The organism is Mesorhizobium sp. ArgA1, assembly GCF_053714375.1.
The window spans coordinates 177182-201485 of the sequence record NZ_JBSKBQ010000008.1 but is presented as its reverse complement, the minus strand read 5'-3'; the positions used below and the strand labels follow the sequence as shown (position 1 = coordinate 201485).

The 24304-nt window shown below is 62.7% G+C and carries 25 protein-coding genes; 16 read left to right on the top strand and 9 right to left on the bottom strand.

The genetic code is table 11. From position 1 onward, the window contains the following. Positions 1-589: 589 nt before the first annotated feature. On the top strand, positions 590-3565 hold the full coding sequence (locus ACWGTI_RS19225; RefSeq protein ID WP_454588564.1) for an Rne/Rng family ribonuclease: 2976 nt from the start codon (positions 590-592) through the stop codon (positions 3563-3565). Positions 3566-3662: 97 nt separating this feature from the next. Here ACWGTI_RS19225 and ACWGTI_RS19220 read toward each other — a convergent pair whose 3' ends face one another. Both ACWGTI_RS19220 and ACWGTI_RS19215 read right to left on the bottom strand, forming a co-directional pair. Beyond that, complete coding sequence (locus tag ACWGTI_RS19220) at positions 3663-4592, bottom strand: glutaminase (RefSeq protein ID WP_454588563.1); 930 nt, start codon at positions 4590-4592, stop codon at positions 3663-3665. Between the two features lie 11 nt (positions 4593-4603). After that, positions 4604-5752, bottom strand: a complete 1149-nt coding sequence (locus tag ACWGTI_RS19215) for a pyridoxal phosphate-dependent aminotransferase (RefSeq protein WP_454588562.1) — start codon at positions 5750-5752, stop codon at positions 4604-4606. Positions 5753-5907: 155 nt separating this feature from the next. On the opposite strand from ACWGTI_RS19215, the gene ACWGTI_RS19210 reads away from it, so the two are divergent. The 6 genes from ACWGTI_RS19210 (at position 5908) to aat (ending at position 11257) form a co-directional block, all read left to right on the top strand. Beyond that, a complete protein-coding gene (locus ACWGTI_RS19210; protein ID WP_454574032.1) occupies positions 5908-7320 on the top strand; it encodes a M48 family metalloprotease in 1413 nt (470 codons plus the stop codon). A 57-nt stretch (positions 7321-7377) separates the two neighbouring features. Then, positions 7378-8181 carry a DsbA family protein gene (locus tag ACWGTI_RS19205; RefSeq protein WP_454588561.1) on the top strand — a complete coding sequence of 268 codons (804 nt, stop codon included), beginning with the start codon at positions 7378-7380 and terminating at the stop codon, positions 8179-8181. A gap of 151 nt (positions 8182-8332) precedes the next feature. Beyond that, a complete protein-coding gene (gene aroQ / locus ACWGTI_RS19200) occupies positions 8333-8767 on the top strand; it encodes a type II 3-dehydroquinate dehydratase (RefSeq protein WP_454574034.1) in 435 nt (144 codons plus the stop codon). Positions 8768-8793: 26 nt separating this feature from the next. After that, a complete protein-coding gene (gene accB / locus ACWGTI_RS19195) occupies positions 8794-9258 on the top strand; it encodes an acetyl-CoA carboxylase biotin carboxyl carrier protein (protein ID WP_454588560.1) in 465 nt (154 codons plus the stop codon). 10 nt (positions 9259-9268) lie between these two features. Continuing rightward, positions 9269-10612: an acetyl-CoA carboxylase biotin carboxylase subunit gene (accC, locus tag ACWGTI_RS19190; protein ID WP_454574036.1), complete on the top strand. Its 1344-nt coding sequence runs from the start codon at positions 9269-9271 to the stop codon at positions 10610-10612. A gap of 27 nt (positions 10613-10639) precedes the next feature. Further along, a complete protein-coding gene (aat, locus tag ACWGTI_RS19185) occupies positions 10640-11257 on the top strand; it encodes a leucyl/phenylalanyl-tRNA--protein transferase (protein ID WP_454588559.1) in 618 nt (205 codons plus the stop codon). 73 nt (positions 11258-11330) lie between these two features. Here the strand turns inward: aat and ACWGTI_RS19180 are convergent, their stop codons facing one another. The 3 genes from ACWGTI_RS19180 to ACWGTI_RS19170 form a co-directional block, all read right to left on the bottom strand. Further along, positions 11331-11711 carry a hypothetical protein gene (locus ACWGTI_RS19180; protein WP_454588558.1) on the bottom strand — a complete coding sequence of 127 codons (381 nt, stop codon included), beginning with the start codon at positions 11709-11711 and terminating at the stop codon, positions 11331-11333. A gap of 72 nt (positions 11712-11783) precedes the next feature. Further along, the gene (locus ACWGTI_RS19175) at positions 11784-12338 is read right to left on the bottom strand and encodes a DUF2155 domain-containing protein (protein WP_454588557.1); all 555 of its coding nucleotides are present in this window, start codon (positions 12336-12338) and stop codon (positions 11784-11786) included. A gap of 115 nt (positions 12339-12453) precedes the next feature. Further along, positions 12454-12852, bottom strand: coding sequence for an NADH:ubiquinone oxidoreductase subunit NDUFA12 (locus tag ACWGTI_RS19170; RefSeq protein WP_454588556.1), 399 nt, complete (start codon positions 12850-12852; stop codon positions 12454-12456). Positions 12853-13078: 226 nt separating this feature from the next. Between ACWGTI_RS19170 and panB the strand changes: the two genes are divergently transcribed. From panB to ACWGTI_RS19150, 4 genes are all read left to right on the top strand, one after another. Beyond that, positions 13079-13915, top strand: coding sequence for a 3-methyl-2-oxobutanoate hydroxymethyltransferase (gene panB / locus ACWGTI_RS19165; protein ID WP_454588555.1), 837 nt, complete (start codon positions 13079-13081; stop codon positions 13913-13915). Further along, positions 13912-14769, top strand: coding sequence for a pantoate--beta-alanine ligase (panC, locus tag ACWGTI_RS19160; RefSeq protein ID WP_454588554.1), 858 nt, complete (start codon positions 13912-13914; stop codon positions 14767-14769). Before panB ends, panC begins: the two co-directional genes overlap by 4 nt. Before the next feature lie 218 nt (positions 14770-14987). After that, positions 14988-16148 carry a PAS domain-containing protein gene (locus ACWGTI_RS19155; protein ID WP_454588553.1) on the top strand — a complete coding sequence of 387 codons (1161 nt, stop codon included), beginning with the start codon at positions 14988-14990 and terminating at the stop codon, positions 16146-16148. Between the two features lie 152 nt (positions 16149-16300). Further along, entirely contained in the window at positions 16301-17731 is a 1431-nt protein-coding gene (locus ACWGTI_RS19150; protein WP_454588552.1) for an ArnT family glycosyltransferase, read from the top strand. A gap of 13 nt (positions 17732-17744) precedes the next feature. On the opposite strand, the gene ACWGTI_RS19145 is transcribed toward ACWGTI_RS19150, so the two are convergent. Together ACWGTI_RS19145 and gatB are read right to left on the bottom strand one after the other, a co-directional pair. After that, positions 17745-18233, bottom strand: a complete 489-nt coding sequence (locus ACWGTI_RS19145; protein ID WP_454588551.1) for an N-acetyltransferase family protein — start codon at positions 18231-18233, stop codon at positions 17745-17747. Positions 18234-18237: 4 nt separating this feature from the next. Next, the gene (gene gatB, locus ACWGTI_RS19140) at positions 18238-19737 is read right to left on the bottom strand and encodes an Asp-tRNA(Asn)/Glu-tRNA(Gln) amidotransferase subunit GatB (protein ID WP_454588550.1); all 1500 of its coding nucleotides are present in this window, start codon (positions 19735-19737) and stop codon (positions 18238-18240) included. Between the two features lie 218 nt (positions 19738-19955). Between gatB and ACWGTI_RS19135 the strand changes: the two genes are divergently transcribed. After that, positions 19956-20156, top strand: coding sequence for a YjhX family toxin (locus ACWGTI_RS19135; RefSeq protein WP_454588614.1), 201 nt, complete (start codon positions 19956-19958; stop codon positions 20154-20156). Between the two features lie 48 nt (positions 20157-20204). On the opposite strand, the gene ACWGTI_RS19130 is transcribed toward ACWGTI_RS19135, so the two are convergent. Both ACWGTI_RS19130 and ACWGTI_RS19125 read right to left on the bottom strand, forming a co-directional pair. Continuing rightward, on the bottom strand, positions 20205-20636 hold the full coding sequence (locus tag ACWGTI_RS19130) for a CBS domain-containing protein (RefSeq protein ID WP_454574048.1): 432 nt from the start codon (positions 20634-20636) through the stop codon (positions 20205-20207). Positions 20637-20748: 112 nt separating this feature from the next. Beyond that, positions 20749-21516, bottom strand: a complete 768-nt coding sequence (locus ACWGTI_RS19125) for a rhomboid family intramembrane serine protease (RefSeq protein WP_454588549.1) — start codon at positions 21514-21516, stop codon at positions 20749-20751. 272 nt (positions 21517-21788) lie between these two features. Here ACWGTI_RS19125 and ACWGTI_RS19120 point away from each other — a divergent pair, with 272 nt between their 5' ends. The 4 genes from ACWGTI_RS19120 (at position 21789) to ACWGTI_RS19105 (ending at position 24279) form a co-directional block, all read left to right on the top strand. Further along, positions 21789-22871 (top strand): WD40/YVTN/BNR-like repeat-containing protein, encoded by a 1083-nt coding sequence (locus ACWGTI_RS19120; protein WP_454588548.1) that lies wholly within the window; start codon positions 21789-21791, stop codon positions 22869-22871. A 59-nt stretch (positions 22872-22930) separates the two neighbouring features. Beyond that, positions 22931-23170, top strand: coding sequence for a MoaD/ThiS family protein (locus ACWGTI_RS19115; RefSeq protein WP_454588547.1), 240 nt, complete (start codon positions 22931-22933; stop codon positions 23168-23170). Positions 23171-23273: 103 nt separating this feature from the next. Then, positions 23274-23522 carry a hypothetical protein gene (locus ACWGTI_RS19110; protein ID WP_454588546.1) on the top strand — a complete coding sequence of 83 codons (249 nt, stop codon included), beginning with the start codon at positions 23274-23276 and terminating at the stop codon, positions 23520-23522. Between the two features lie 118 nt (positions 23523-23640). Then, on the top strand, positions 23641-24279 hold the full coding sequence (locus tag ACWGTI_RS19105) for a PAS domain-containing protein (RefSeq protein WP_454588545.1): 639 nt from the start codon (positions 23641-23643) through the stop codon (positions 24277-24279). The last annotated feature ends 25 nt before the right edge of the window (positions 24280-24304 follow it).

Below are 24304 nucleotides of genomic sequence, written 5' to 3'. Positions count from 1 at the left end.
CAGGCCGCAGACTCGATTAACGATTGGTATCCAGAGAAGGTTAACCAAGCCTTTTCATTGAGGATTAGGCCTGTGCTTCCGTTACGGCACCGCTTTTTGCCGGCATCCGAAATCGGGGTTGCCTTCCACCCCGTCAAATCATAAAAGCGATGGTGGATCACTGCAATCCTGGAACCGCTTCTCCCGCAGCTTCCCGCTACAGGTCAGATGAAAGGCGGCTCCTTTCGCTTCCAGCGAAAAGGCTTAGAGGTGATCGCGACGAATTTCGCAGGTGTGCGCCCGTGGCGGGGGAATCGCCTGCGTGAGGAAAACGGCCGGGTTTGTTCCCGCGCCGGCTCTGTATGAGCAAACAAGCTGGTCCGGTTCGTCCGGGCTTTGGTTCAAAAGGTTCTGCTGGTGACGATGGCTTCAAGCGCAATCATGGAAAGGTCCGCATCAAACCGCGCCATTATGGCTGCGGGCGGCACCGCCATGGCGCTCAAGCGGCGTCCCGCGGACATCCAGACATCCGGCACCCACATCCCAGACACGCAGCAGCGGGCTTTGCCTCGCAAGCTGCGGCTGACGGCTGCCGGGAGGAAACGTAATAATGCCCAACAAAATGCTGATAGACGCCTCCCACCCGGAGGAAACACGCGTTGTCGTTATCCGCGGTAACCGTATTGAAGAATTCGACTTTGAATCCCAGGACAAGAAGCAGCTCAAAGGAAACATCTACCTCGCCCGCGTAACGCGCGTCGAACCTTCCCTACAGGCAGCCTTTGTCGAATATGGCGGCAACCGTCACGGTTTCCTCGCCTTCAGTGAAATACACCCCGACTACTACCAGATCCCGGTCGCCGATCGTCAGGCTCTGCTGCGCGCCGAAGCGCAGGAAGCCGAGGACGAGGAGAACGAGGACAATGATGGTGACGACCGCCAGAGCCGCGATCGCGGCCGGCGAGGCCGCCGGCGCGGCGGCAAAGGCCGAGAGCGCGGCGAACACAAGCGCGACGCCGGCACCGATGATGAAAACGGCGAACATGGCGACACCGGCGGGGGTGCAGTGGCCGAAGAGCCTGCTTCCGAGCATGCCGCCGCTGATTCCGCTGCGCACGACGATCACGCCGGGCACGGCGACAGCGGAACCTCCGAGACCGAGACATCCGACACCGAGCCATCCGAGACCGGACCGTCAGAAGGCGGCCCGACATCGATTGCGGCAAGCGTCGAAGCGGATGTGATCTCCGAAGCCGTCCCGCAGGCTGAGGCCGGCGACGAGGCGGCCTCCAGCGAGGCTAGCGGCGAAATTGTTTCAGCCGATCACAGCGGCGAAGCCACCTCCTCCGACAATGATCGCGGCATGCTGGAAGAGGTGCAGTCCTCGCATCCCGACGACCACGAGATTGAATCGGTCGGCGCCGAGGATGCGCTGGAAGAAGTGCGCAGCCGCCGCAAGCCGGTGCGCCGCCAGTACAAGATCCAGGAAGTCATCAAGCGCCGGCAGATCCTGCTGGTGCAGGTGGTCAAGGAAGAGCGCGGCAACAAGGGCGCGGCTCTCACCACCTATCTGTCGCTTGCCGGCCGCTATTCGGTGCTGATGCCCAACACGGCGCGCGGCGGCGGCATTTCGCGCAAGATCACCAGCGCGGTCGACCGCAAGCGCCTCAAGGAAGTTGTTGCCGATCTCGAAGTGCCGCAGGGCATGGGCGTCATCCTGCGCACCGCCGGCGAGAGCCGCACCAAGGCGGAGATCAAGCGCGACTACGAATATCTGATGCGGCTTTGGGAAAACGTCCGCAATCTGACGCTGCAATCCACCGCCCCTGCCCTCGTCTACGAGGAAGGCAGCCTGATCAAGCGCTCGGTGCGCGACCTCTACAACAAGGATATCGACGAGATTCTTGTCTCCGGCGAGGAAGGCTATCGCGAGGCCAAGGATTTCATGCGCATGCTTATGCCGAGCCACGCCAAGGTGGTTCAGCCGTTCCGCGACACGACGCCGATCTTCGTGCGCAACGGCATCGAGGCGCAGCTTGACCGCATGCTGCAGCCGCAGGTGACGCTGAAGAGCGGCGGCTACATCATCATCAACCAGACCGAGGCGCTGGTCGCCATCGACGTCAATTCGGGCCGCTCCACCAAGGAGCACTCGATCGAGGACACCGCGCTCCACACCAACCTTGAAGCGGCGGAAGAAGTCGCCCGGCAGTTGAGGCTGCGCGATCTCGCCGGCCTGATCGTCATCGACTTCATCGACATGGAGGAGAACCGCAACAACCGCTCCGTCGAGAAGCGGCTGAAGGATCACCTCAAGAACGACCGCGCGCGCATCCAGGTAGGCCGCATCTCGCATTTCGGCCTGATGGAGATGTCGCGCCAGCGCATCCGCGCCAGCGTGCTGGAATCGACCATGAAGCCCTGCCCGCATTGCGGCGGCACCGGCCATGTGCGCTCCGATTCTTCCGTCGCGTTGATGGTGGTCAGGGCGATCGAGGAGTTCCTGCTCAAGGATTCGCGCAGCCACATCACGGTGCGGACACCGGCGGCAACCGCGCTCTACGTGCTCAACCACAAGCGCGGCACGCTGGTGGAACTCGAAAGCCGCTTCGGCCTGACCATCACCGTCGAGGCCGACGACGCGGTCGGTGTGCAGCACTATGCGATCTTCCGCGGCGCCATTGCCGAAAAGCCGGAAGGCTTTGTCGAAGCGCGCAGTTTTCCGGCCTATGTCGAGCCGGAAGAGCCCGAGGACGAGATCGTCATCGAGGAGGAGGACGACGAAGTTGTGGTGCAGGCCGAGCAGCCGCGCCAGGCGCAGCCGCAGTCGCAGCAGCAGCCGAGATCGGCCGAGGACGGCGAAGGCCGCGACCGCAAGCGCCGCAAGCGCCGCAGACGGCGTGGCGGCAAGGATCGCGACCGCGAGCACGGCGAGCGCGAGCATGGCCATGCGGCCGAAGGCGCTTCGGTCTCTATCGCAAGCGACGACTTTGCCTCTGAACCGGGCGGCGACAATACGGCACCGCAAGACGAAGCTCCGGTTGGCGCCGTCGAAACCGTGGAAGCATCAGACGACGCCCAGGGCAAGAAGCGCCGGCGCGGCAAGCGCGGCGGCAAGCGCAATCGCCGAGAGGACGGTGAAGGCGGCACGGAGACTGAAGGCGGCGAAACCGCTGACGTTTCGGTGGCCGATGCCTCCGATGCGACGGTCAGCGAGCCTGTCGCGGCGGTAGCGGTCGAAGAAGCCGCGGCTCCTGCGGCGGCGAACGACGACGAACCGGTCGTCGAAAAGCCCAAGAAGAAGCGCGCCTCGAGGGCGAAGAAGGCTGTGGCCGAAATCGCCGCCGAGGCGGTAGCCGAAGCACCGGCGCCCGCGGCTGTGGAGGACGCTGCACCGGCCGAGGCGGCAACGCCTGCGCCCGTGCCGGCCGCCAAGGAGGAAGCGCCTGCCCGTCCTTCGCGGCGCAAAGCCGTAGCAGCGGATACTCCGGTGGTGCCGGTGGTTTCCTCCAGCGTTGCCGATGAGGCCAAGGCCGAGGAAAAGCCTAAGCGTGCCGGCTGGTGGCAGCGGAAGGGCTTTTTCTAAGAATTTCAGCCAGTTGAACTGATTGTCTGAATAATGAAAATCCCGCGCCTTTCGAAAGACGGCGCGGGATTTTCGTATCTGGAGATGACCGAAACCGTCAGGGCGCGAAGATCGACCAGTTCATCATCCGGGCCAGTTTTTCCAAGGCGATCGAGCCCAGCTTGGAATTGCCGTTGGCGTTGAGACCTGGCGACCACACGGCGAGCGAGGCTACGCCCGGCACGATTCCCAATATGCCGCCGCCGACGCCGCTTTTGCCGGGAATGCCGACACGAAAGGCGAAATCGCCGGAACCGTCATAGTGGCCGCACGTCAGCATCATGGCGCCGATGCGGCGTGCGCGCTCGGCCGAGACCACGGAGTGCCCGGTCGCCGGGTTCTTGCCGCCATTGGCGAGGAAGCGGCCGGCCAGCGCCAGTTGCCGGCAGCTCATGGCAATGGCGCAATGGTGGAAGTAGACGCCCAGCGCCAGTTCCGGCGCGTGGTTGAGATTACCGAAGGATTTCATGTAGTTGGCAAGCGCAAAGTTGCGATAGCCGGTGGCGCGCTCGGACGCCGCGACCTCGCGGTCGATGATGATGGTCTCGTCGTCGGCGAGGAACTGGATGAAGCGCAGGATCTCGCCGATCGCCTCGCGCGGCTGATGGCCGGCGAGCAGGATGTCGGAGACGACGATGGCGCCGGCATTGATGAACGGATTTCGCGGAATGCCGTTCTCATGCTCGAGCTGGACGATCGAGTTGAACGGATTGCCCGACGGCTCGCGTCCGACCCGCTGCCAGAGTGCGTCGCCGACATTGCCGAGCGCCAGCGTCAGCGTGAAAACCTTCGAGATACTCTGGATCGAAAAAGCCTGGTCAGCATCGCCGGCGACCAGCACGCGACCGTCATTGGTCACCGCCGCAATGCCGAATTTCTTCGGATCGACCTTGCCGAGTTGTGGAATGTAGGTGGCGACGTCGCCGCGATCGGTGCGCTCGGCCATCTCAGTGGCGACTTCAGACAGCGCTTGTTCGAGTTCCGGCATGCTCGTCCCCGCTATTTCAACCAGCGCTCGATGCGCGCCATCGCCTCGACCATGTCGTCATGGCTGCCGGCATAGGAAAAGCGCATAGTGCGGTGTCCGGCCAGCGGATCGAAATCGCGGCCGGGCGTCGCCGCCACATGCGCCTCGGCCAGCATTTTGCGCGCGAAGGCCATGCTGTCATTGGTGTGCCGGGTGACATCGCAGAAGGCATAGAAGGCGCCATCCATGGGCGCCGCCAGCGGAAATCCGAGCTCCGGCAGGCGCTGCATCAGAAGCTCCCGATTCCAGGCGTAGCGGGCCTTCACCGCCTCCAGCTCTTCCGTCGCCTTGAAGGCTTCGATCGCCGCGATCTGCGACAGCTCCGGCGGCGAGATGTAAAGGCTCTGGGCGACGCGCTCGATTGGCCGCACCAGGGCCTCAGGCAGCACCATCCAGCCGATGCGCCAGCCGGTCATGCAATAGTATTTCGAGAAAGAATTGATCACCGTCACGCCCTTGCCGTAGGCCAGCGCCGTGGTGTCCGGCGCGGCATAGGCCAGCCGGTGATAGATTTCGTCCGATATCACCGCGATGCCCAGTTCTTCGGCAGTCCTTACCAGCGCCGACAGTTCGTCGGCGGGAATGACCGCGCCGGTCGGATTGGCGGGGCTGGCGAATAGCACGCCCTTCAACGGCTTCTCGCGATGCGCCGATTTCAAATGGTCGGCATGCAGATAGGCGTCCGAGCCCAACTCGATCTCTACGATCTCGATGCCCAGCGCCGCCATGATGTTGCGGTAGGCGGAATAGCCGGGTGCCGCGATGGCGACGCGGTCGCCCGGATCGAACATGGCCAGGAAGGCCAGATTGAAGGCTGCCGACGATCCCGTCGTCACGGCGATGCGGCCCGGCGCGACATCGATCCCATAGTGTTCGCCATAATGCGCGGCGATCGCCTTGCGCAGATCCGCCAGGCCGAGCGCGTCGGTATAGCCGATGCGGCCGATCTTGAGCGCATTTACGGCTGCTTCCCTCACCCCCACCGGCGCCGGATCGGATGGCTGGCCGACGGCCATGGACACGACAGGCACGCCTGTCGCCTTCAGCCGGTTGGCCTCGGCCAGAATGTCCATGGCGTGAAACGGCTCGACTTCACCGCGGCGCGACAGCGAAACAACCATTTGACCTCACTCTTTCCGCCCGATCCCGCCGCTCCAGGCCATCAAGCCGGATGGCAGCGCCGCACAAATGCCCGATTGATGTGAGGATCACAAGTTCACCTAGTTTCGGTGCCGTGACTTTTCATCGTTCGCCCACTCGTTTACCAGTGGACCTCATGCTGAGCCGACCCAAATCGACGATTTCCAAATCTTCCATCGCGAAGACAGCGCGGGGCTTCGCGACGCTTTTGCTTGCCGCCGCCGTTGTCATCTCCGGCTCGGTGACAGCATTTGCGCAGGGCGTGCCGGTGGTGCGCGATGCCGAGATCGAGGCGCTGGTGCGCGACTATGCGCGGCCGATCTTCAAGGCGGCTGGTCTTGCCAATGACGGCGTCGATATCGTTTTGGTCAACGATCAAAGCTTCAACGCCTTCGTCACGGGGCGCCGGCTGTTCATCAATACCGGCGCGCTGATGCAGGCCGAAACGCCCAACGAGATCATCGGCGTCATCGCCCACGAAGCCGGCCACATCGCCGGCGGCCATCAGCAGAAATTGCGCGACCAGCTCGAGCGCGCCAAGACGATGGCCATTATCGCCACGCTGCTTGGCGCCGGCGCCATCGTTGCCGGCGCCACCACCAACAGCCGCGGCCTTGCCGGCGCCGGCATGGGCGTCGCTGCCGGTGGCGGCGAGATGGCGCAGCGCAGCATTCTTGCCTACCAGCGCACCGAAGAGTCGACCGCCGACCGCTCGGCCATCACCTATCTCAATGCCACCGGGCAGTCCGGCATGGGCATGCTGAAGACCTTCGCCCGCTTCCAGAACGCACTGTCGCTATCCGGCACGCAGGTCGATCCCTACCGGATCAGCCATCCCATGCCGCAGGAGCGCATCGCCAATCTCGAAGTGCTGGTCAAGCAAAGCCCCAATGTCGACAAGGTCGATCCGCCGGCCCTGCAGCAGCGCCACGACATGATGCGCATCAAGATCGCCGCTTATATGGGCGGCCAGGCCGCCGCGACGCGGCTGATCCGCAAGGCCCCGGGGAGCCTCCCATCGCGCTATGGCGAAGCGCAGATGGCCTACCTCTACGGCAATCTGGGCGCGGCACTGACCAAGACCAACGCGCTGATCAAGGAACAGCCGAAGAACCCCTATTTCCAGGAATTGCGCGGCGACATCCTGATGAAGGCAAACAAGCCGAAGGACGCCGCGGACGCCTATGCCAAGGCGGTCAGCCTCGATCCGGTGAAGTCGGGCCTGCTGCCCGTTTCCCTCGGCCAGGCGCTGATGGCCGTCGGCACGCCGGATTCGCTGAAGAAGGCGGTGGTGCAGATCAACAACGGCCTCGGGCGCGACAAGGAAAATACCGACGGATACCGCTATCTGGCTCAGGCCTATGGCGAGCTCGGCAACATCCCTTCGGCGGAGCTCGCGACCGCCGAGGGCCATTTCTATTCCGGCGACTACAAGAATGCGAAAATCTTTGCCATGCGCGCGCAAAAGGACTTGAAGCGCGGCGAGCCCGGCTGGATTCGGGCGCAGGACATCATAAACTACAACCCTTCAGGCAAACTCAAGAAGTGAACCTTACGGTCGCCCGCAGCGACTAGGATAGACCAGAACCGGCAAGAGGATGAGATGATGAACAAGGCAATACTGCTCGGCACGACAGGAGTGGCGGCTGCTCTTGCCATGCTGGCTTTCGGGTTCGTCGCCGGCAGTCCGCAGGCCGCCAAGGCCGATACGGCGCAGATCGTGCAGGTAGCGTCCTCGGACACCAAGATCGACCGCGCCGAGGTCGAGGGCATCATCCGGGACTATCTGCTGAAGAACCCCGAGGTTCTGCTCGAAGTGCAGGACGCGCTCGAGGCCAAGCAGAAGGAAGAACAGCGGATCGCCGCGCTCCACGTCATCGAGAAGGCCAAGGATGAGATTTTCAACTCGACCTTCGACGGCGTCGTCGGCAATCCGAAGGGCAAGGTCACCATCGTCGAATTCTACGACTACAATTGCGCCTTCTGCAAACGCGCCATCGAAGACATGCGTGAACTGACCAAGTCCGATCCGGACCTGCGCTTCGTTCTCAAGGAATTCCCGATCCTCGGTCCGGATTCGCAGAAGGCCAGCGTCGTCTCTATGGCCTTCCATCTCATGAAGCCGGAGAAGTACGGCGAGTTCCACAACGCACTGCTCGGCGGCCAGGGCCGCGCCACAGAGGCGGCGGCCATCAAGGTGGCGCTGTCTCTCGGCACCGATGAGGCAACGTTGCGCGAGAAGATGAAGGACCCGACCATCACCGAGGCTTTCTCCAAGACCTTCGACCTCGCCAACAAGCTGGCCATCACCGGAACGCCGTCCTATGTGGTCGGCAACGAGGTGGTGTTCGGCGCGCTCGGCCAGCAAGTGCTGGCGGAAAAGATCGAGGCGGCGAAAGCCGCGCTCTGATCTTGCGCGCGGGCCTATTTCTCACGGGCAGATTTCCGCCTGTTGTGGACAGTGAAAGATCGCACTTTGTGCTCTTTCCGCGGGCAGCTATGCCCATTATAGAAGGCCCTGCGCGCCGGCTTGAGGCCGGCGCCGGAAAAGGTCGGCATTTTTGAAAACGATTTTCGTCCTGAACGGTCCCAACCTGAACGCGCTCGGCAAGCGCGAGCCTGGCATCTATGGCGGCAAGACGCTTGCCGCGATCGCCGACGACTGCAGGCAGGCGGGCGCCGCACTTGGCCTCGAGATCGATTTTCGCCAGTCGAACCATGAGGGCGACCTCGTCGACTGGATCCAGGAGGCCGGCGACAAGGCAGCCGGCATCGTCATCAATCCGGGTGCCTACAGCCATACCTCGATCGCCATTCACGACGCCATCCGCGCCATTGCGCCGTTGCCCGTCGCCGAAGTTCACCTCTCCAACATCCACGCGCGGGAACCATTCCGCCACGTCTCCATGGTCGCGCCGGTCGCTGTCGGCATGATCTGCGGGTTCGGGCCGCTTGGCTACTCGCTGGCGCTGCAGGCGCTGGCGGCACGCCTATGACCGACCAACAAACAGAAGGCTCGAAAATGTCGATAAAGAAGACCGGTGTTGACCAGCAACTGATCCGCGATCTGGCGGGCATACTGAACGACACCAACCTCACCGAGATCGAGGTCGAGCTCGGCGACCTGAAGGTGCGCGTATCGCGCCAGGCGCCGGCGGCCGTCCACGCCATTGCAGCACCTCAAGCAGGCTATGCGCCGGCAGCGCAGCCCGCGGCGAGCGCAGCTGCCGCACCCGCGGCGGCCGATCCGTCCAAGAACGCGGTCCCCTCGCCGATGGTCGGCACTGCCTATCTCGCTCCCTCGCCAGACGCCAAGGCCTTCATCGAAGTCGGCCAGACGGTCAAGGAAGGCCAGACGCTGCTGATCATCGAGGCGATGAAGACGATGAACCAGATTCCTTCGCCGCGCGCCGGCACGGTGACGGCGATCCTGTTCGAGGACGGCCAGCCGGTCGAATACGGCATGCCGCTCGTCGTGATCGAGTAGAGCGGGCCGGATGTTCCAGAAGATCCTCATCGCCAATCGCGGCGAAATCGCGCTTCGGGTGCTGCGCGCCTGCAAGGAACTCGGTATCCAGACCGTGGTGGTGCATTCGACCGCCGACGCTGACGCCATGCATGTCAGGCTTGCCGACGAGAGCGTGTGCATCGGCCCGCCGCCATCACGCGACAGCTATCTCAACATCCACCAGATCGTCGCCGCCTGCGAGATCACCGGCGCCGACGCCGTGCATCCGGGCTACGGCTTCCTGTCGGAGAACGCCAAGTTCGCCGACATCCTTGCCGCCCACAACATTACCTTCATCGGTCCGTCCGGCGACCATATCCGCATCATGGGCGACAAGATCGAGGCCAAGCGCACGGCAAAGCGGCTCGGCATCCCGGTGGTGCCCGGTTCGGACGGCGCCGTCACCGATCAAAAGGAAGCCAGGCGCATTGCCGCCGAGATCGGTTATCCCGTGATCATCAAGGCATCGGCGGGTGGTGGCGGGCGCGGTATGAAGGTCGCCCTTACCGAGGCTGACCTTGAGATCGCCTTGCAGACGGCGAGCACGGAAGCCGGTGCCGCCTTCGGCGACGATGCCGTCTACATCGAAAAATACCTGCAAAAGCCGCGCCACATCGAGGTGCAGGTTTTCGGCGACGGCGCTGGCCGCGGCGTGCATTTCGGCGAACGCGACTGCTCGCTGCAACGCCGTCACCAGAAGGTCTGGGAAGAGGCGCCCTCGCCGGCCCTCAATGCCGAGGAGCGCGCCCGTATCGGCGGTATCTGCGCCAAGGCTATCGCCGACCTCGGCTACTCCGGCGCCGGCACCATCGAGTTCCTCTACGAGAACGGCGAGTTCTATTTCATCGAGATGAACACCCGCCTGCAGGTCGAGCATCCGGTGACGGAAGCGATCACCGGCATCGATCTCGTGCATGAGCAGATCCGCGTAGCCTCCGGCGGCGGGCTTTCGGTGCGCCAAGAGGACATCAAGTTCAATGGCCACGCCATCGAATGCCGCATCAACGCCGAGGATCCGCGCACCTTCACGCCCTCACCCGGCACGATCACGCATTTCCACACGCCTGGCGGCCTCGGCATTCGCGTCGATTCCGGTGTCTATTCCGGCTACAAGATCCCGCCCTATTATGACAGCCTGATCGGCAAGCTGATCGTGCACGGACGCAACCGCGTCGAATGCATGATGCGGCTGCGCCGGGCGCTCGACGAATTCGTCGTCGACGGCATCAAGACGACGCTGCCGCTGTTTCGCGACCTCGTCGGCAATGCCGACATCGCCAATGGCGACTACGACATCCACTGGCTGGAAAAGTATCTGGCCCAAGAGGAATAGCGCCCAAATTACCGGTATGATGCCGCGATGACCCGCCCCTACGCGCCCGGCTATCGCATTCCGACCGACCTTTTGCTCAAGGCCTATGCCTCGGGCGTCTTCCCGATGGCCGAGAGCGCTTCGGACCCTGAAGTGTTCTGGGTGCGTCCGGAAACGCGCGGCATCATCCCGCTCGACGGTTTCCACACGCCGAAGAGCCTGAAGAAGACGATCCGCAAGCACCCGTTCGACATCCGCTTCGACTTCGATTTCGAGGCGACGATCGACGGCTGCGCAGAAAAGCGCGAGGAGCGGCGTTCGACCTGGATCAACGCGCCGATCCGCGAAGCCTATGTCGAACTGCACCGTCTCGGCCATTGCCACTCGGTCGAAGCATGGCGCGAGGAACGGCTGGTCGGCGGCCTCTATGGTGTCTCGCTCGGCCGGGTGTTCTTCGGCGAAAGCATGTTCGCCCGGGAGACCGATGCTTCCAAGACCTGCCTCTATCATCTGGTCGAGCGGCTGAAGGCGCGCGGCTTCGCGCTGCTCGACACCCAATTCACCACCGAACACCTCAAGCGCTTCGGTGCGGTCGACGTGCCGCGCGGCAGATACGAGAAGATGCTGGCCGACGCGCTGAAAGGCGATGCGATCTTTTTCCCCTGACCGGAGAGGTCTGAGATATTTTTGCAGCCCTTGCCGAGCACGGGCTACACGTCACGGAGTGTGGCCGGTCAGATCAGCTCTTGGCCTCCAGCGGCGTCTGCGAATGGAACATCATCTTCCAGCCGTTGACGCGATGGACATAGCCGGTGCTGACCAGGGCGTCATAGGCTTCGCCGTTTTCGCGTGTCGCGTGCGCTTCGTAGGTCAGCATGACGATGTCGCTGCCCGGCTCGACCATGCCCTTGAGTTTGATATCGAGGTCGCGCCAGCGCCTGGGCTTGGTCGCCGTCTTGGCAAGATCGGCATTGTCCATCGCCTTCGCCATGTCGGGGAATGCCACCAGGCATTCCACGTCGGCATTGGCCGCATAGTAAGCCTCATCGCCTGTCCAGAACCCTTTTTCGAGCTCGAGCAGGTCCTTTTTGCTGGCCGTGATCGGCTTGCTGGCTGACATCGGGAACCTCCATGCACATTGATTGCGCTTCTCCGTCATCCAACGGATGGCGGGCAAGACGGTTCCGGAGGATCAGTTGGTGGTGTTGGTGGCGTTCGGCTCGGTTGCATCCGGCTCAGTCGTGTCCGGAGTGGCCTCGGCCTTCGGCTTCGACGTATCGACCTTGGGTGTTTCGGCCTTGGCCGCGTCAGGTGGCGGCACGTCCGACTTCTGCTTGCAGCCCTTCAGCCACACGTCATAGACGGCATGCTCGACGGCATTGAGGCCAGGACTTTCGGCAAACATCCAGCCGGTGAAGATGCGGCGAATCTTGCGGTCGAGCGTGATCTCGTCGACCTCGACGAAGGAATCGGTCTTCGGTTCCTCGTTCTCCGGCCGCGAATAGCAGATGCGCGGCGTCACCTGCAAAGCGCCGAACTGCACGGTTTCGTCGATATAGACATCGAAGGTTATGATGCGGCCGGTGATCTTGTCGATGCCGGCGAATTCGGCGACCGGGTTGGTGATGCGATCGGAGATTGCCGGCGCCGCGGCAGGCGCCTGGGCTGCCGCAAACGCGGTCGGCCACATGGCAACAGCGGCAACTGCCGTCAGTCCGGCCATCGATGTCAGGCTGAAAATGTTCATGCTGATATACCGGTGGTTTGGGCCAGGGTGATTCTGTGACGCCCGAGGCTATTCGCCGTTGTCATACCAGCAAGCAGCTAAACGCCAATTGTGGCGACAAAAGACCGGCCGGCGGTCAAGAACCAGGCGTCCACGCATCATAGTCGCCCGTCACCTGCGGACGGTGCTGATTGGTGAGCACGGAACCCTTCGGCCGATAGGCCGCCGGCGTACCCGTGAGGTTCGGCTCGTGCGCCTTTTCCCATTCGCGCGGGCGATAGTCGTCGCTCGGCGGCGCGACATCGACGCGGTGATGGATCCAGCCGTGCCAGCCCGGGGGAATCGCCGAGGCTTCCGAATAGTTGGCGTAGACGACCCAGCGGCGGGTGCGGCCTTCCGAATCGACGCCGCCTTCATAGTAGACATTGCCGACAGCGTCCTGGCCGACCTTGCTCCCGTGACGCCAGGTGTTGAAACGCGTTCCCAGCGTCTGGCCGTTCCACCAGGTGAAAAACTGCGTAAGGAAGGTTTTCATCAAAATCCTCGCGGCGCGCGGGGCGGTGCCCGCTTCCCTGCTTATGGCGTCAGGCCATCGCGAAGGCAAGGGTTTTGCGCTGCCTGCGGCACTGACGGCACGCCGAACGCATGGGCGGCGGTCGATCCATTTCGCACCTGCGAACACCACACTTGCCAAGCCGGCTGCGTCTTCCTAAAGCTCTCATCGCCCGGCGCTGGTCAACGCCGGGTGCGGGAGGTGAGGAATGGCCCCAGACGCGTCGGTCGGCAGGATCAGCGCGGAGACGATACGCACCCGCAAGGGCGGCGTGCCGATCGTCTGCCTGACCGCTTACACCTATCCCGTCGCCCGCCTGCTCGACGACCATGTCGACCTTCTTCTGGTCGGCGACAGCGTTGCCATGGTGCTGCATGGCCACAAGACCACGCTCGGCGCCTCGCTGGAGATGATGATCGCCCATGGCCAGGCGGTGATGCGCGGCTCGGCAAAGGCCTGCGTGGTGGTCGACATGCCGGCCGGCAGCTATGAGCATTCGGCCGCGCAAGCCGTTGCCTCGGCACGCCGCATCGTCGATGAAACCGGCTGCCAGGCGGTCAAACTGGAGGGCGGCGTCGACGTCAGCGGCCAGATCGCGGCCATCGTCGCCTCAGGCATTCCGGTGATGGGTCATATCGGCCTGCAGCCGCAATCGGTGGAAAAGGACGGCGGCTACAAGATCAAGGGCCGTACGCCGGAGAATGTAGCTGCCCTCATGCGCGACGCCGATGCGGTCGAAAAAGCGGGCGCCTTTTCGCTGGTCATCGAAGGTACGGTCGAGACTGTTGCCGCCGAACTCACCCGGCGCGTCGCCATTCCAACCATCGGCATCGGCGCCAGCAGCGATTGCGACGGCCAGATCCTGGTCATCGACGACATGATCGGCCTGACCGTCGACAGGGTGCCGAAATTTGTCAAGGAATACGCCGATTTGCGCGGCGTGGTCGCCGACGCCGCCGCGCGTTACGCGGCGGAGGTGCGCAATCGCACCTTTCCCGAACCGGGCCATGTCTTTTCAGTCAAAGAGGGCAAGGACAACGCATGAACCAGCCTGTCGTTGTCGAGACTGTGCTTGCCCTTCGCGCTGTGATCCGCGACTGGCGTCGCGACGGGCTCAGCGTTGCCCTGGTGCCGACCATGGGCGCGCTGCATGACGGCCATATCTCGCTGGTCAGGGCCGCGCTTTCGACGGCCGATCGCTGCATCGTCTCGATCTTCGTCAATCCGGCCCAGTTCGCGCCCACCGAAGACCTCGACAAGTATCCTCGCCAGCTGGCCCGAGACCTCGACCAGCTGGCGCAAGCCGGCGCCCATCTTGCCTTCACCCCGATGGTCTCCGAAATGTACCCGGCGGGTTTCGCCACCAGGATTTCGGTCGGCGGCCCGTCTTCGGGGCTGGAATCGGATTTCAGGCCGACCTTCTTCGAGGGCGTCGCCACGGTTGTGGCCAAGCTGTTTCTGCAAGCCCTGCCCGATTGCGCCGTCTTCGGCGAAAAGGACTACCAGCAGCTTTGCGTCGTTCGAAAACTCTGCCGCGATCTCGACCTGCCGGTGGATATTGTCGGCGCGCCAACCGTGCGCGATGCGCACGGCCTCGCAATGTCGTCGCGCAACGCCTATCTCGGCGCCGCCGAACTCGGCGTCGCGCGCCAGCTCAATGTCATCCTGCGCCAGGCGGCGGCGGCACTTGCATCCGGCACCGACGAAAGCAGCGTGACTGCCAAGGCCGCCGCCGCGCTTCTCGATGCAGGCTTCGACAGGGTCGACTATGTCGCGGCGCGCGAGAGCCTGACCCTCGCCCCCTGGCGGCGTGACAGCGACGGTCGCCTCCTTACTGCGGCCTGGCTTGGCAAGACCAGGCTGATCGACAATGTGGAAGTTTCCTCATTTATTCCCTGAAAAATTCCAAAACCATTCACTTTGATTTGTATCGCAGATTGGCGCGAGCGCCCGTAAACAGCGATCATTCAGGGTCATATCGGCTGGTCTGATAGCGATAACACACCAAAACGTCGTTGTGAGATGTTTCACAGACGCGGCGTACCCGGCAATGTTGTGTTACCTCAAGCGTAGATAATGTGTGACCTGCCACTACGCTGCGATGCAAACGAGGCTCCATGTCTATCCAGCCCAACATCAACGGTCGCGCTCTGCCGCAGATCGTCGAGGCAATTTACGATTCGATTGCCGATGTCGGCCGGTGGCAGTCGACGCTTGAATCAATCTGCAAATTGGCGATCGGCCGGCTTGCCATGCTGGCGGTCGTCGACACATCAAGCAATTCGGCGCGGTTTTCGGTGTGTTGCGGCGACCCGGCCCTGCTCGAGCCGCTGCAGTGCGACTACGCCTCCGAAGTGCCTTTCTTCAAGGCGGTGCCGAAAATGGACATAGACGTGCCGTTCACCGTCGATAGCGTCTATGCGCTGCAAGGTCCCGATGCCCGGCAGACCTGGACCGAAAGCCGCATCGTGCGCGAGTGGGTGGAACCCAACCGTCTCGACGATTTCTTCTGGGTGGCGCTGATGAAGCAGCCGGCGCGCACCGGCATGCTGATGGTGGTGACCGACAAGGACAGGCCGCAGATTTCAACCAGGGATCTCGATCTGATTTCCACCCTCGCACCCCATGTCCGGCGTGCGGTGACCATCGGCGACCTCTTCGAGGCCGAGCGGCGCAAGTCCGACATCTTTCGCTCGATCATCGAGAGCCTCGACCATCCGGTGCTGATCGTCGCTGACGACATGCAGATCATCTTCGCCAATCCGGCAGCCGAGGCACTGCTCGCGCAAAACACCTCGGTGTCCTCGATACGCGGCCAGCTTTCGTTCACCTATGCCAATGCCAACACGGCGATCGGCGGCGCCGTCCAGCTCGGCAACCGCAACGAATTCGCGCTCGGACCTTCCGGCATGAACATTCCCCTGGTGCGGGCCATGGCTCCGGCGGTGGCGCATGTCATGCCGCTGGCCCGACGTGACATTTCGGCCCGCATGTCGCAGCGTGCCGCCGCCGCCATCTTCATCGCCGCCGCCGGCGCAACACCCGTGCCGGCGCTGGAAGCGATCGCAGCGCTGTTTGCATTGACCGCAGCGGAAAAGCGCGTCGCCGGTCACGTCGCCGCCGGTCTGACACGCCGCGAAATCGCGGCAGCCAGCGGCGTCTCGGACGGCACCGTCAAATCACAGCTGGCGACGATCTTCGACAAGACCGCCACCGGCGACCAACGAGAGCTGGCGCTACTGATGCGCGAATTGACGCCGCCGCTGCGCGCGATCTGAGCCACACACAAGGCTAATCGGCATATTTTTCAAGTATTTGCCGGCAAGGCGACATAATCCACAATACTAAGCCGGCATTGTTGCAATTCGGCCAAAATCATGGTGCGGTCCTGTCCCGACCCGGAGACGGCGCGCATCGTGCCCGACCGGACGTGACAACAATCTCTGGCACGGTTCCCGAGTTGATAGCGACACGCATAGAACAGCTGCTGCCTTACCTTTTTTTGCTGACCCTGCTTTGCATCGCGCTCGCTTTGCGCCCGCTATTGCCGGTCGACGAGACGCGCTATCTCACCGTCGCGTGGGAAATGTATATCAGCGGCCATGCCTTCGTGCCGACGATGAACTTCGCACCCTATCTGCAAAAGCCGCCGTTGCTGTTTTGGCTCATCGACCTCGCCTGGAGCCTCTTCGGCGTCAGCCGTGCAGCGGCGATGCTCGTCGTGTTCGCTGCCTCGTCACTGGTCATCTGGTTGACGACCTTGCTCGCCAAAACCCTCTTTCCAGAGCGCCCGGATGTATCGAGCCGCATCCCCTGGCTGATTGCCGGCAGCACGGTGTTCGTCATTTATTCAACCCTCATCCTCTTCGACATGCTGCTCACGGCCTGTGTGCTGGCCGCCCTGCTGTCATTGCTGGCCTTTGCCAGGAGCGGCAAACTTTGGAGGGCGGTGCTGGCGGGTCTGTTCATCGGGCTCGGCGTGCTGGCCAAAGGCCCGGTCGTGCTCATCCATATCGGCGCGCCCATCCTGCTCTATCCCCTTTGGCGCGACCGGCGCGCCGGCCTTGCCCCTTTGCGGTTCTTTGCCGGAGCGGGCCTTGCAGTTCTCGCTGCTCTCATTCCGGTGTCCATCTGGCTGGTGCCGGCGACGATTCTGACCAAGGGGTCTTTCGTTTACGATCTTGTCTGGAACCAGTCGGCGGGCCGGGTGACCGGGAACCTGCACAATGCGCATGGCCGGCCGTTTTATTTCTACCTGATGCTGCTGCCGCTCATGTTTGTGCCCTGGGCCTTTATCCCGCCGGTTTGGCGACTGAAGCCGATCGCCGGGATACGCAAGCTGATCGACACATCGTCGCCGGATCTGCGCGCCCTGCGCCTGCTTTCATTCTCTTTCATTGCTGTGCTGCTGGTCTTCAGCGCCATATCCGGCAAGCAGCCGCACTATCTTGTGCCGGCATTGCCCTTTGCAACCATTCTGCTTGGCTATTTCATGAGCGAGATTTCACTCTTCCGGCTGAAAGGCACGGCCTTGATCATGCTTGCCATTTTCGCCATCGGCCACGCCGTCGCCTCGGCAACCGCGTTCAAACGCTACGATCTGTCGCCGCTGGCGAGCTTCATCGATGAGCGAAAGGACGCGGACTGGGCCGTCGCGTTCGACTATCAGGGCGAGGTCGGTTTCCTTGCAGGCATGGAGAAGCCGTTCGAGAACGCCGACAAGCCTGATGAGTGGCTCAAATCCCACCCCGGCGGCTACGTCATTGAAAAGCAGCCAAATGATCCAGGCGCCTCCGAGCAGATCGCCTTTCGACAGCCGGTGGAGCGCGGCTATCTGGTTGTCCTGAAAGGACAGCACTGAGTCAGTCCGACGCTTATCCCAGCGGCTTCTCGAAGATCAACGCAGGCAATCCCGAACCGCCGCCGCAATCGGCGGTGCTGCCTGCCGGCAGAAATCCCTTCGAGCGGTAGAAGGCTATGGCCGTTGCATTGGCCTCCTCCACCTCGACGCGCAAAGTGTTCGCTTCCGGAAAGCTGGCCTCGACCTCGTCCAGCAAGGCGCGGCCGATGCCTTGCCGCTGGCAGGCGGGCAACACGTAGAGCTGGTTCAACAGCACGATCTTCGCATCCGTCGTGGCGGCGGCGAAAGCCATGCCGCCGAGCCGCTTGCCATCGTCGGCGACCAGGAATTCCGAGTTCGGCCTGGTCAGCCGCGCTTTGAGCGAGGCGATCGAATGCCAGTCGTCGGTGATTTCAGTCACCCGCTCGACGCCATAAATGGCGTCATACGTCGCGTGCCAGGTTTCGACCAGCAGCGCGCGGATGGCGGCAAGGTCGCGTTCCCCAGCGGTGCGGACGAACATCGTTTTACTCGATGCCGAGCTTGGTCTTGACCAGATCGTTGACCGCCTGCGGGTTGGCCTTGCCGCCGGTTGCCTTCATCACCTGGCCAACGAACCAGCCGGCCATTGTCGGCTTGGCCCGCGCCTGCTCGACCTTGTCGGGGTTGGCGGCAATGACCTCGTCGACCGCCTTCTCGATGGCGCCGGTGTCGGTGACCTGCTTCATGCCGCGGCTTTCGACCAGCTGGCGCGGGTCGCCGCCCTCGTTCCAGACGATCTCGAACAGGTCCTTGGCGATCTTGCCGGAGATGGTGCCTTCCTTGATCAGATCGATGACGGCCCCGAGTTGTTCTGGCGAAACCGGAGCGTTTTCAATGTCTTTTCCGGCTTTGTTGAGCTGCCCGAGCAGATCGTTGATGACCCAGTTGGCGGCAAGCTTGCCATCGCGACCGCTGGCGACCTGCTCGAAATAGTCGGCGATCGGCTTTTCCGACACCAGGATCGAGGCGTCGTAGGTCGACAGCCCGAGCGAAGAGACCAGCCGCGCCTTCTTGTCGTCGGGCAGTTCCGGCAGGTCCTTGGCCAGCGCATCGACATAGGCCTGGTCGAATTCCAGCGGCAAAAGATCCGGGTCGGGGAAATAGCGGTAGTCGTGCGCCTCTTCCTTCGAACGCATGGAGCGCGTCTCGCCCTTAACCGCATCGTACAGCCGCGTTTCCTGCTCGATCTTGCCGCCGTCCTCCAGGATGGCGATCTGGCGGCGCGCCTCATAGTCGATGGCCTGGCCGATGAAGCGGATCGAGTTCATGTTCTTGATCTCGCAACGCGTGCCGAACTCGCCACCGGGCCGGCGTACCGAGACGTTGACGTCGGCGCGCATCGAGCCTTCGTCCATGTTGCCGTCGCAGGTGCCGAGATAACGCATGATGGTGCGCAGCTTGGTGACATAGGCCTTGGCCTCGTCACCGGAACGCAGATCAGGCTTGGAGACGATCTCCATCAGCGCCACGCCAGAACGGTTGAGGTCGACATAGGACATGGTCGGATGCTGGTCGTGCATCGACTTGCCCGCATCCTGCTCGAGGTGCAGCCGCTCGATGCCGACCTCGATGTCCTCGAACTCGCCCTGGCGGTCGGGGCCGACAGAAACGATCACCGTGCCTTCGCCGACGATCGGCTGCTTGAACTGGGAGATCTGATAGCCCTGCGGCAGATCGGGATAGAAATAGTTCTTCCGGTCGAAAACCGACTTGTGGTTGATCTGCGCCTTCAGCCCGAGACCGGTGCGGATCGCCTGCTTGACGCATTCCTCATTGATGACCGGCAGCATGCCCGGCATGGCCGCATCGACCAGGCTGACATTGGCGTTGGGGGCCGCGCCGAAGGCGGTCGATGCGCCGGAAAACAATTTTGCTTCCGAAATGACCTGCGCGTGCACTTCGAGACCAATGATGATTTCCCAATCGCCGGTGGCGCCGGGGATCAGGCGCTTGGCGTCGGGCGTGCGGGTGTCGATGAGGGTCATGGTGGCCTGCGGTTCTAGCTCGCGAGTATTGCGAATTTCGCGAATTTGGGTGTTGGCCTTCGCTAGTGCAAACCGCTTCGCGAGACAAGCGCCCAAAGAAGCGCATAGCCGCAGTCTGGCCTTTTCAGCCGCTTTCGCCTATAGGACGCCCATCCCAATGGAGAGTGGATGTCCGCTTACGCTCAGTCCCGGTAAGGCCCTGACCTCGTAGCGGGCGCATCGAAGTCGAAAAGAACAACAAAAGACGGATCGCCACCGTCAAATGCATGACTCGCGACGGCTGGCACTATCCAGGCGTCGATCTCGATCTGTTTCGAAAACTGAGGCGAAGGAAAGCGGTTTCATCTTGCGATGGCGGTCCCTACCGCATCACAAGGCGCGGGCTGCAGCTCGTCCGCTCCGAACTCGACAACCGATAAGATAAGCCCCGCCGGCCGGTATTCCCGGTCGGCGGTCTCTTTCGCGGGTCAGGCCGTCGCAATATAGGCCCTGATTTCTTCGGCCTCGCGCTCGACATCCTCGATGCGGCGCTTGACCACGTCGCCGATCGACACGATGCCGTCGAGCATCCCGTCCTTTTCCACCGGCAAATGGCGGAACCGGCCCCGGGTCATGATCTCCATCACCTCGTTGACCGTGTGGTTCTCGTTGCAGATCTTCACTTTCGGCGTCATCGCCGAGCGCACCGCGATATCAAGTGCGGCAGCGCCTTCCTTGGCAACCACCCGCACAATGTCACGCTCGGAAAGGATACCGACGATCTTGCGATCGCCATTGGTGATGACCAGTGCACCGATCTTGTGGTCGACCAGGATTCGAATGGCTTCGCTCAGCTTTTCATTCGGCCCGAGCGTGAACACGTCATGGCCTTTTTTCTCGAGAATTGCCTTAACCGTCATGGCGTCCTCCTCCTCCTGCTTGGCTAGCCAGCTCCCGCCCTGACCGGCTTCACATAAGAGTGAACATCGTGCGCCGTGATCGGTTGCTTTTCAAGTGCGCCAGGCGGGTGAGCTAGTCGGGAGTGCTCTGGTCCTCCGGGATTTCCCATTCAGGCGCCTGCCAGCGCCCGTCGAACCAGCGCAATCCGAAGAAGCCGGCAACGAGGCCGCCAATATGCGCTTCCCAGGCGATCTGGCCGGCCTCGCCGAGCCCGAGACCGTAAAGGCCAGTGACAAGATTGATGACCATCCAGGCACCGAGAAAATTGACGACGCCGCGCATGCGCAGAACGATTGCGATCGGCAGCACGGGACCGGCAAAGGCAGCCCTGCCGGACGAGCGGTCGGTACGAAACCCAAAACGCGCCGCCGCACCCATCATGCCCGATATCGCACCGGAGGCGCCGACCAGCGGCGCCTCACCAAATGGGTGGACCGCCCAGAACAGCACCACCGCGGCCAATCCGGTGGCGGCGAAAAACAATGCGAACCGGAACCAGCCGAGCCGGTTGGCCAGCGGCGAACCGAAGGCGGCCAGCGCAACCATGTTGATGGCAATGTGGGCAAGGCCGCCATGCATGAAGGCATAGGTGAAAGGACGGGTGAAGAGGAACCAGTCGAAGCCGTATTGGCCGGTGTAGAGGACGGGAATGAAGGCCCCGTCGGTGAGCAATGTTATCTGCTGCTCTTCGGTCAGCACATATTGCTGCAGCAGGAAGACGGCGACGCAGATGCCGATCACCACCAGCACCACCGGCGGCAGGTTGAACACCGGCTCGCGGCGCGGCGGCGGCGCCTCCTCGGTCTGTTCGATCTCGGTGGGGCTTGTCGGTTCGCTCATTCACTTGGGTCCAGGGATTCGTTGCGCGAGCTTTAGAGCAAGGATGCTTCGGTTGAAACTGCCCTGCATCCTCCAACACCTCGCATGGCGCGCTTCAGCGCGGCGTCAGGTGATGACAGCACAAATCGCGCTGTCCTCGATGGCAGAGCCAGGGAGGCGGCATATCTTCTCACCTTGGCCTCAACGGGTTTAGACTAAAAAAATCGTTGGCCCTGTCGGCCAGGCCGGAGCTCCGCCGTCCTTGATGAAAGGGATGCAATCGGGAGGAGAAAATGCCAGAAAAAATCCTCGTGCTCATCGGCACGAAAAAAGGCGCCTTCATCGCCGAGAGCGATGGCAAGCGCGAGTCGTGGAAGCTGCGCGGTCCATTCTGCGAGCACTGGCCGATGAACCATGTCGTCGGCGACCCCGAGACCGGCGCGATCTACGGCGCCGGCGGCAACGAATGGTTCGGTCCGGCGGTCTGGAAGTCGGACGACCTTGGCCAGACCTGGACGCATTCCAGCGAGGGCTTGGCCTATGCGGCTGGCGAGGAACCGATCAAGGCGGTGTGGAGCCTCGCCAGGCGCAACGGCAGCCTTTATGCCGGCGTGCAGCCGGCCGGCCTGTTTCGCTCCGACGACGGCGGGGCCACCTGGAGCCACATCGAGGGCCTGCAGCATCACCCAAGCCGCAAGGACTGGAACCCCGGTGGCGCGGGCCTCATCCTCCATTCCATCGTCACGCACCCCAGAGACGAGGAGCAGATCTGGGTGGGCATCTCGTCCGCAGGCGTGTTCTACACCTGGGACGGCGGCAAGACGTGGGAGCCGCGTAACCGGGGCACCCGCGCCGACTTCCTGCCCGAAGGACAAAACTATCCAGAATTCGGCCAGTGCGTGCACTGTCTGGTGATGGCGCCCAGCAAACCCGACCGGCTCTACCAGCAGAACCATTGCGGCATGTACCGCTCCGACGATGGCGGCAAGAACTGGCAGAGCATCGAGAAGGGCCTCCCCTCGACCTTCGGTTTTCCTGCGGCCACGCATCCGCGCGACGCCGACACGCTCTTCCTCCTGCCGCTCAACGGCGACAGCGCCGGCCGTTACGTGCCGGACGCAAAGGCGGCGGTGTGGAAGACGGAGGATGCGGGCGCCACATGGCTCGACGAGCGCAAGGGTCTGCCGCAGGAGAACTGCTATGCGGGCGTGTTGCGGCAGGCTATGGCGACCGACAGCCTCGAGCCGGCCGGAGTTTATTTCGGCACCAGCGGCGGCTCGCTCTTTGCCAGCGCCAACGAAGGCGAAGACTGGTCGGAGATCGCTCAGCATCTGCCCGCGATCCTGTCCGTCGAGACGATGGTGGTGGGCGAGTAGGGCAAATGTCGAACAACCCAGCCCGCAGTGTGCACCATGTCATCGCGCGGCTCCCGGGCGTGCTCATCGACCTGTTTCCTGGCGCGCGCCGCCGGGTCGAACTGCCGGCCTCGACTGTAAAGGAAATGATCGACGGGCTGGACGCGCTCTGGCCCGGCATGCGCGACCGGATGTGCGATTCCCGCCCTGCCATCCGCCGTCATATGAACGTTTTCGTCGATGGCGAGAAGGCAACCCTGGAAACCAGGCTTGCGCCCGGCACCGAGGTTTTTATCCTAACGGCAATCAGCGGCGGTTAGGCCAGGGATATCACTTGGGGACCCGGCTGGTGGCAGCCACGTTCATCGCTCGCCGACGGCAGGAAGCTTGACGTCGGGATCCTCGACCGTTTCGAAGACGCCATTGGCAAATGTTGCTGCTGGCTGGCCGCAGCACGCCTCGACAGCGAATCACCAGGCGCGAATCAAAAAAAAGAAACCGTCCAAGGTTTCCCTTGAACGGCCGGTCGAGCCCCTGCTCCCCCTAAAACTCTTGACTGAAGTGCTGCCGATCGTCGCGAAACGACCGCTTCTGGAGTGGTTTTTGTGTGCCACGACGACCGTCGGCGCGCAACGTAAACCACTTGTTAACCTTAACGTCCCCGACCCGTGAACAAGTGTTAACGACGCTGGCACGCATCCTGCTCCGGAACGCATGTAGGTCATCGGAGGGCGCCCTTTCTGTTCACCGATGGGACCATCAGAAGGCAGATTGCGCGGAGTTGCATAGCATGAACCAGAACGGATCAATCACGCTGTTCCATTATTGGAACCGACTGCGTGATGGACGTCCTGCCCCAAAGCGTTCGGAGGTCGAACCGGCCGATATCAAGACGCTTTTGGCCGACACGTTCATCCTGGAAAGGGATACGCGCGGCGAAGCGGTGTTTCGGCTTGCCGGCACCAGGCTTTGCGCCGGGTACGGCCGCGAGCTCAAGGGTTTTTCGTTTCCCTCCCTGTGGCGCGACAAGGACCAGCGGCTGATGTCGCGGCTCATTCACGGCGTCTTCGAGCAAAAGTCCGTGGTGCTCATCACCTATGAAGGGCTCAGCCGCAACGGCCGTTCCAACCGCTTCGAACTGCTTGCGCTGCCGCTCGACGGCGGCGTCGAGAACCCGCGCTGCCTCGGCGTCATCAGCGCGGTCGAAAAGCCGTTTTGGCTGGGCGCCGACCCGATCACCGACGCGCTGATCGACGCCATCCGCGTCATCGATCCCGACAAGGAACCGATATTCCTGAAAAACCGGCCGGAAATATCCGTTCCTTCGCTGGCGCCTACCGAGCTCGAAGCGCCAGAGACCATCTCGGCGCTCGGTCGGTCGCGACGCATCCGCCACCTCGTGGTGTTCGACGGTGGGCGTGGGGGATAATGCATATCGCTCAAAAGAGGCCCTG